General features: G+C 63.3%; 9 protein-coding genes. 1 reads left to right on the top strand and 8 read right to left on the bottom strand.

All coding sequences use genetic code 11. From position 1 onward, the window contains the following. Positions 1 to 77: 77 nt before the first annotated feature. From IEX64_RS23580 to IEX64_RS23615, 8 genes are all read right to left on the bottom strand, one after another. The gene (locus tag IEX64_RS23580) at positions 78 to 635 is read right to left on the bottom strand and encodes a hypothetical protein (RefSeq protein ID WP_188823845.1); all 558 of its coding nucleotides are present in this window, start codon (positions 633 to 635) and stop codon (positions 78 to 80) included. 115 nt (positions 636 to 750) lie between these two features. Continuing rightward, positions 751 to 1068 carry a hypothetical protein gene (locus IEX64_RS23585; protein WP_188823847.1) on the bottom strand — a complete coding sequence of 106 codons (318 nt, stop codon included), beginning with the start codon at positions 1066 to 1068 and terminating at the stop codon, positions 751 to 753. Positions 1069 to 1127: 59 nt separating this feature from the next. Beyond that, entirely contained in the window at positions 1128 to 1589 is a 462-nt protein-coding gene (locus IEX64_RS23590) for a GreA/GreB family elongation factor (RefSeq protein ID WP_188823849.1), read from the bottom strand. Continuing rightward, positions 1586 to 2845 (bottom strand): class I SAM-dependent RNA methyltransferase, encoded by a 1260-nt coding sequence (locus tag IEX64_RS23595; protein WP_188823851.1) that lies wholly within the window; start codon positions 2843 to 2845, stop codon positions 1586 to 1588. Before IEX64_RS23595 ends, IEX64_RS23590 begins: the two co-directional genes overlap by 4 nt. Positions 2846 to 2937: 92 nt before the next feature. Then, positions 2938 to 4350 carry an NAD(P)H-hydrate dehydratase gene (locus tag IEX64_RS23600; RefSeq protein ID WP_188823853.1) on the bottom strand — a complete coding sequence of 471 codons (1413 nt, stop codon included), beginning with the start codon at positions 4348 to 4350 and terminating at the stop codon, positions 2938 to 2940. Continuing rightward, positions 4337 to 4705, bottom strand: coding sequence for a hypothetical protein (locus IEX64_RS23605; protein WP_188823856.1), 369 nt, complete (start codon positions 4703 to 4705; stop codon positions 4337 to 4339). The genes IEX64_RS23600 and IEX64_RS23605 overlap by 14 nt, the downstream gene beginning before the upstream one ends. Positions 4706 to 4779: 74 nt before the next feature. Continuing rightward, positions 4780 to 6636 carry a dihydroxy-acid dehydratase gene (ilvD, locus tag IEX64_RS23610; RefSeq protein ID WP_188823858.1) on the bottom strand — a complete coding sequence of 619 codons (1857 nt, stop codon included), beginning with the start codon at positions 6634 to 6636 and terminating at the stop codon, positions 4780 to 4782. Between the two features lie 138 nt (positions 6637 to 6774). Next, a complete protein-coding gene (locus IEX64_RS23615) occupies positions 6775 to 7362 on the bottom strand; it encodes a DUF805 domain-containing protein (protein ID WP_188823860.1) in 588 nt (195 codons plus the stop codon). A 124-nt stretch (positions 7363 to 7486) separates the two neighbouring features. Here IEX64_RS23615 and IEX64_RS23620 point away from each other — a divergent pair, with 124 nt between their 5' ends. Beyond that, a complete protein-coding gene (locus tag IEX64_RS23620) occupies positions 7487 to 7918 on the top strand; it encodes a DUF3806 domain-containing protein (protein WP_188823861.1) in 432 nt (143 codons plus the stop codon). Positions 7919 to 8150: the final 232 nt, after the last annotated feature.

Raw genomic sequence — 8150 nt, forward strand, 5'->3', positions numbered from 1 at the left:
CTTCGGCGACAGGTTCACGGTCTGATGAACAAAAACGACCTCGCGCACAAAATTACTGACAGGCCCGGGTTGACGCCTTAGCCGCCTGATTCCGCTACGACCGCCTGCACAGAACCGGCTGCAACCGAGTATCCATCTGTCGGCTTCACCCACTTCACGCGTTGATCAGGAACCGGGTCACTTCCGCCTTCAACGATGCCTTTGGCCACCAATTCGTTGTTAATCCGTACATATTTTGTACAAATCTCTTTGCCCATAAAAGGCGACATACCATCCGCGATCTTTTCAAGGATGGGCCCCGCCTTATCTCCCGGGATCAATTTCCCGGATAGACGCAGCCTGCCGTTCAAGACGTCATCCCTGCGAATATAACCGCAGACGGCACCATCCTTGAGGCGTACCGGCGTGACGGTCTCCAGCGAGACAGGCTGCCCGGGCGAGAGTTCGACGACCGCCGTGTTATCCCAGGTGCCGTCGGGGTTTTTGCTGTACGACGCCATGGAACGACACGTTTTAGCAGCATCATTCGGCTCGTAGCACTGCACGAGCCCTGCTGCGGCATCGTCAAGCGGACCACCGAGACTGCCCGCGGCAGATGCGGCTGCCATCAGTACCAGAAAATCAAATCCCAACACATTCAACCCCTTCGAAAGCTAATCCAGCACCAGACGACCCCATCCACTGCCAGACAATGGCATTCAAAGCACCGCCTCTATCGCCAGCACTTCGATCGCGTCCTCGCGCCCGTTGTCAACGCGACCTAGGTTTCGAGAGTGCGAAAGGTAAGTCGAAGTATTCCGCCTCGGCATCTTTTGGAGGGGGGCCACTCTCAGAAAAAAATCCATCTTTCCAGTCTACTGCGAGTCCCAGACGCAGTTCTTCAATCAAGAACCCATCGGGACACTCACAAAAACCTGGCTTATTTTTCAATCCCTCTTTTGCTTCCCTTGCTTCCTCAAAAGTCAGGAAATACCCGATGGATAGCTCAGTATCCTCTCGATATTCATATTCACGTTCATATGCGAGATGATAAATTTTCTCCGGTTTACTCAAATGCGTGATCTCCAAGTTTCTGGATCTTCTTCTATGAACCACCAGTCCAGCATCACACACGATAGAGGAAGACCCTAAAGCACCTCGATCCCCACAACCTCAATCGCATCCTCGCGCCCGTTGAAAGGCAGCACTTCCCCCTCTTCCGCGCCCATCAGCGCCCGTGCCAGAGGAGCGGAGAACGATACCAGTCCGGCGGCAGGATCGGCCTCGTCGTCGCCGACCAGCCCCAGCACGCGCTCCTTGCCGTTGAGCAGGAACGTCACCCGCGTACCGAAGGCCACCACGCTGCCATCCGGTTCGGGCTGGACCTCCGCGGTGATCTGACGGGTCTGCCAGTAGCGCAGATCGCGCTTCGCTGCCGTCAGCGCCGTTTCGTCCAGATCCTCTTTCAGCCGCGCTTCCAGTTCGGCGACTTTCGCATCGATCAGCGCCTTGCCGCGCGTGGTGACGAGGTTCGGGCCGGGCGGGATCGGGATCTCGAACTTGGGCTCGAGATGTTCATCGTCGTTCTCGCGACGGAAGGCGACACTCATCGGGTCCTCACAAACAGACTCGCCAGTTCCACATGCGTCGACCAGCGGAACTGGCCTACCGGGCGCAGCTCTACCAGCCGGAACCCCTCTTCCACCAGCCGCGCCGCATCGCGCGACCAGCTCGAGGGGTTGCACGAGACATAGACCACGCGCTCGACGTCGGACTGGGCGATGGCTTCCACCTGCTCACGCGCACCGGCCCGCGGCGGGTCGAGCACCACGGCGGCGAACTTGTCGAGTTCGTCGGGCTGCAGCGGATTGCGGAACAGATCGCGGTGCATGGCGAAGACCGGCAGTTGCGCGCGGTCGGCAGCGGCCTTGCAAGCGAGATGGACATCACGCGCGGCCTCGGCGGCGAGAACCTTGGTAGCGGGACCTGCCAGTGCAAAGGCGAAGGTGCCGAGGCCGGCAAACAGGTCCGCCACGGTCGGTGCGCCTTCCAGCCATTCGCGCGCCGCGCCGACAAGCGCCTGCTCGCCATCGAGCGTCGCCTGCAGGAACGAGCCCGGCGGAAACGGCACGGAGACCTCGCCCAGCTTTACCGTGACCGGGACGGGCTCCCACACGGTCTCGAAACCGTAGCCGCCGTCCATGGTCAGGCGGGCAAGGCCGTGTTCCTGCGCGAAAGCGAGCATGGCCTCGGTGGCCGCGAGGCCTTCCGCCGTGAGCCCCTTCACGCCGAGATCGACACCCTGCTCCACCAGCGTCATTTCGATATCGGCCGCCATGCGTGGCTGCTGGTGCTTGCCGGGCTTGCCCTTGCCGCTCTTCTTCGCAGGGGCCGCCTTGCCCATCATGATGAGCAGCTTGCGCAGCGGGCCGAGCAGCGAGACCAGTTCGGGTGCGAGGACGTGGCATTCCTCCAGCTCGACCAGCCGGTGCGATTTCGCCTCGCGAAAGCCGATGACGATGCGCCCGCCCGAGCTTTCGGCCCGCAGCGACGCGCGGCGGCGGGTGCCCGGCGGCGAGAGATGCGGCGGCGCGATGTGCTCGGCGCCCAGATCCTGCGAAGCCGAAGCATTGGCGACGCGCGCCTCGACGAAGGCCCGCAGGCTCTCCTCGTCGAGCTGCTGCAACTGGCACCCGCCGCAACGTCCAAAGTGACGGCACGGCGGCTCGACATGATGCGGCCCCCATTCGAGGGTGTCGTCTGCGTGCAGGATGTCGCCCGGCGCCGCGCCCCAGGCAAAGCGCCCCGAGGCGGTCACGCCGTCGCCTTTGGAGGCAATGCGGAGGATTTCTTCGGATTCACTCATGGTACAAAAAGTCCGCTCGCCCTGAGCCAGTCGAAGGGCGGAATGTTACGCCCCGGACGTGCTTCGACAAGCTCAGCACGCGCGGGATGAAATTACAGATGGGTAGCCAGAGCCACTGCCACTTTCGCGGCAAGCTCACCAGCGGTGAAGGCGGGACCGCACAAGTGCGCCGCTTCGCCGTGGAGCCATACGCCCTCGCAGGCAGCTTCGAATGCGGAAAGGCCGGTGGCGGCGCGGCTGGCGATCACGCCGGCCAGAACGTCGCCGGTGCCCGCCGTCGAAAGCCACGATGTCGCGCGCGGCGCGCAGGCCAGACGACCATCGGGCGCGGCAATCACTGTATCGGGCCCCTTGGCGACCACCACCATGCCGCTTGCGCGTGCCAGCGCCAGCGCCCGGGCTGGTCGGCTGCCCGCACCATCGAGTTCGAAACTGCGTTCGAGCGCGACCAGTTCGCCTTCGTGCGGCGTCGCGATGGTCTCTCCCTTGCGTTCGGCCAGCGAGCGCGGCGACAGCAGCACCAGCGCATCGGCATCGACCACGGCGGCGACAGGATCGGCCAGCGCCACGGCCAACCTTTCGCGCGCGGTGCCGTCGCGGCCGAGACCGGGGCCGACCAGAACAGCGCTGTTGCGGTCGTCGGTCAGCAATTCGCTGAGCGAACCGGTCTCGACGACAAGGTCGGCAGGCGCATTGCGCTTGCTCTCGGCGAACAGCTTCACATAGCCCGCGCCCGCTCCCTGCGCGGCCACGGCGGCCAGCAGTGCGGCTCCGGGCATGTGTCCGCCGACGACGGCAAGCAGCCCGCGACGATACTTGTGCGAATCCGGCGCTGGTGCGCGGATCGCCGGCGCCTGAAGCGACATGGCCGCGCCGTCCACCTGATCGACGCCGATCGGGATAAGCTGCATCCGGCCCATCTTCGCCGCGGCGGGCATCAGGAAGTGTGCGAACTTCCAGGCTCCCAGAGCAATCGTCAGGTCATAGTGCGGCAGCCCTTCGTTGAGCAGCATGCCGCTGTCCGACTGGATGCCGCTCGGCAAGTCGACCGCCACGAGATGACGGTGATGCTCGGCCAGACGCGTGAGCAAGGCGAAGTGCTCTTCGGTCAGCGGGCGGGTGAGGCCGGAACCGAACAGGCAGTCGACCAGCACATCGCCATGCGCTTCGGCATCGGGGGCAAGCACCTCGCCGCCGAACAGGGCGCGCGCGTTCTTCGCTGCGTCGGTTTTCGGCTCGGTGGCCGCAACCACTACCGCATGGCCGCCGCGCTCGCGGATGGCCTCGGCGATGACATAGCCGTCGCCGCCATTGTTGCCCGGTCCGCACAGGACCGTGACGCGGCGATGCGCGGACAGGCGCCAGACCCAGTCGGCCGCGCCGCGACCGGCGATCTGCATCAGCGCATCGACGCCGGTTCCGACATCGATCAATGCCTGTTCGGCATCGCGCATCTGCTGGACGGTCAGAATCTGGCCGAGGTGGGGCGTATCAGTGTGCGGCATCGGCTTTCGTGCTTGCTGGAAATACGTAACGGTCTGCGCCTACCGTAACATCCAGCTTGCCGTCCACCAGCTTCGTCTGCGCTTCCTCCGCACCGTCCGCGACCGTGAGGCCGGAACCGTCGGTCATGACGTCAAAACGGCGAAAGGCACCGTCGGGATGGTGTACGATGAGCGTGAGCTTGTCGCCGTCCTGCGCGCGTTCGACCGAACAGACGTCAGCCAGTTCCGCCGAGCCGCCCACGGCGCAGGCGATATGTTCATCGCCTGCCGCGACCGGCGGCGGCTCGCTGTTCGAAGAGCAGGCGGCGAGGAGCAGAACCAACGGGGCGCAGACATGCTTCGACAAGCTCAGCATGAGCGGGCCAGTGCCTGAAGTTTCAAGATCCGTTCGCCCTGAGCCAGTCGAAGGGCGGATGAAGGCCACCGCCCTCACCCGCGCTTGAGCTGGGTGACGTCGCGCACCGCGCCCTTGGCGGCGCTCGTCGTCATCGCGGCGTAGGCCTGCAGCGCGGCCGAGACCTTGCGCTTGCGCGGATGAACCGGGGTCCACGCCCCGTCCTCACGCGCTTCCTGCGTCGAGCGGCGGTGGCTGAGTTCCTCGTCGGAGACCATCAGGTTGATGGTTCGACCGGGGATGTCGATCTCGATGGTGTCGCCATTCTCGACCAGCCCGATCTCGCCGCCTTCCGCCGCCTCGGGCGAAACGTGACCTATGGACAGGCCCGAAGTGCCGCCCGAAAAGCGTCCGTCGGTCAGCAGCGCGCACTCCTTGCCCAGACCCTTCGATTTCAGGTAGCTGGTGGGGTAGAGCATTTCCTGCATGCCCGGCCCGCCGCGCGGCCCTTCGTAGCGGATCACGACGACATCGCCGGCCTCGACCTGACCGCCGAGAATGCCGGCAACAGCCGCGTCCTGGCTTTCGTAGACGCGTGCCTTGCCGGTGAATTTCAGGATCGAGTCGTCGACGCCCGCCGTCTTCACGATGCAGCCGTCGCGCGCGATGTTGCCGTAGAGCACGGCCAGACCGCCGTCCTGGCTGAAAGCGTTTTCCTTGTTGCGGATGACCCCGCCTTCGCGGTCGATATCCAGCTCGTCCCAGCGGCGCGACTGACTGAAGGCGGTCTGCGTGGGCACTCCGCCGGGCGCCGCCTTGAAGAATTCGTGCACCGAGGCGTCGTTTGTGCGCACAATGTCCCAGCGGCCCAGCGCATCGGCCATGGTCTTGCTGTGAACGGTCGGCAGATCGGTATGGAGCAGACCTGCCCGGTCCAGTTCGCCGAGGATCGCCATGATGCCTCCGGCGCGGTGGACGTCTTCCATGTGGACGTCGGCCTTGGCGGGGGCGACCTTCGACAGGCACGGCACCTTGCGGCTGAGACGGTCGATGTCCTCCATGGTGAAATCCACGCCCGCTTCGGCGGCCGCAGCCAGCAGGTGCAATACGGTGTTGGTCGAACCGCCCATGGCGATGTCGAGGCTCATCGCGTTCTCGAAGGCCTCGAAGCTGGCGATGGACCGGGGCAGCGCGGTCTCGTCTTCCTGCTCGTAGTAGCGCTGACACAAATCGACGGCGAGACGGCCCGCCTCGCGGAACAGCCGCTCGCGGTCGGCGTGGGTCGCCAGCGTCGAGCCATTGCCCGGCAGCGACAGGCCGAGGGCCTCGGTCAGGCAGTTCATCGAGTTCGCCGTGAACATGCCCGAGCATGATCCGCAGGTAGGACAGGCCGAGCGCTCGATGCTCTCCACTTCCTCGTCGGTGTAGCTTTCGTCGGCAGCGGCAACCATGGCATCGACGAGGTCGAGCGCCCGTTCCTTGCCCTTGAGCACGACCTTCCCGGCCTCCATGGGGCCGCCCGAGACGAAGACCACCGGAATATTGATGCGCATCGCGGCCATCAGCATGCCCGGCGTGATCTTGTCGCAGTTGGAAATACAGACCATGGCATCGGCGCAGTGCGCATTGACCATGTACTCGACGCTGTCGGCGATCAGGTCGCGGCTCGGCAGCGAATAGAGCATGCCGTCGTGGCCCATGGCGATGCCGTCATCGACCGCGATGGTATTGAATTCCTTGGCCACACCGCCTGCCGCCGCGATCTCCCCGGCGACGAGCTGGCCCAGGTCCTTGAGGTGGACGTGCCCCGGCACGAACTGGGTGAAGGAATTGACAACTGCGATGATCGGCTTGCCGAAATCGCTGTCCTTCATCCCCGTCGCGCGCCACAGGCCGCGCGCACCGGCCATGTTGCGGCCGTGAGTGGAAGTGCGGGAACGATAGGCAGGCATGGGACAAACTCCGGGATCGGCAGGTGTATGCGTATTGGTTCTTTGTCAGCGCCCCTACGCGAAACGGACGCTCAGCCGAAGCACAAAATTTCATGAACCGGCGATTGACCTTTGCGGATCGTGCGCAGGCGGGATCGCTTAATCGGCGGGCGGCGGACCAAAACGGTTGGCATCCGGTCTGCCCGGAAGCGCCAGAAAGATGACGACGACCGCCAGCATGACCATATAAATCAGGTTGTTGAAGAACAGGAGGACAAAGAGTCGAAACGACGCTGCGTCACCAGCTACCACTTGCTCGAACAGGTCTGGAGCAACAGTGTAGCCGACCGTCACGAACGGCACAGGCAACAGCAACCACCAGCCGCGTCGCCCCGTATCGTGCAGGCGCCGCACGGCAGCAGCACCGATCAGGACAGTCACGAATGCGGTAATTCCCATCAGCGTGTAAAAGAAGCGGTCCATGTCCGGCATCAGTTCGGGATGATGTCCGTCGATCTGAATGGAATAGTGGCCGGGGCCGCTCTCGACGGTGGCGCTTTCCGGATGCTCCATGGCGAAACGCTGCATTCTGTTCATCGCGTCGGTAAAGCGCGGCATGAAGACAATCGCCCCCATCACAAAGGTCAGCCCCAGGGCAAAAGCGCCCCACAGCCAGAAACGCTTCTGCGATTCACGCCCGGAAAAGTTTGCCAGATTGCGCAAATGATACCCGAAAAACTCAATCATTTCCGTTCTCTACCCCTCACGATTTTTTGGACTTTACGAGCTTCGACGGACCTGTTGTCAAGTTTGTCCGCGTTCGATGCCCGCCCCTTTTTGCCAGATGGAGGCTAGGTGTTATGCTCAGCCCATGGCAATGCCCGAATCCCTTACCCTCGAGGCCGAGGAGGAGGAGTGGCTGGAACTGGCCAGAGGCTGGATCAAGGGCCACTTTGCGCAGAACCCGGAAGATGCCTATGCCAGCATCGAAGGCAAGCTGGCCGTTGTGCGCGCCAATCTCGCACAGGGCTGGGTCGGTCCGGAGGACACCTGGAAACTGCAATCGCTGGGCATTGCCATGGGCGATGCCTTGGCTCAGGACCTCATGCTCGACTGGGTTACGATCGATGACGAATATGGGCGCCAACCCGCGCTGAACTGGCCCGGTACCAGCATCATCTGTTTTCCGCTGACGATGATCTCGCAGCGCATCGAGGAAGGCGAGCGCGTCGATATCGACATGATGTACGAGATGACGCGCGAGGAACTGAACGAAATCGCCTTCGGCGGCGAAGCGGAGTAGTTGGCGAAGAACGCTGCGAATTAAATGAATGTCGCTACGTTGACTCTCCAAATACTGCGTGAAAGACTTCTGCCCATTCAAATAATGGGACCGGAGGGATGCTCTTACCCATTCCTGAGCCTGCAAAATGGCAGGCAATCGCCCTTGCATCAGCTGGAGACCCGCAAAAACCGGTAGCGTTTTGGCGGGTATGATGATTCATTGAAGGGGCGCGATCACGGAGGCCATTCAT

The organism is Novosphingobium indicum, from assembly GCF_014645195.1.
In the GTDB taxonomy this organism is placed as follows: domain Bacteria; phylum Pseudomonadota; class Alphaproteobacteria; order Sphingomonadales; family Sphingomonadaceae; genus Novosphingobium; species Novosphingobium indicum.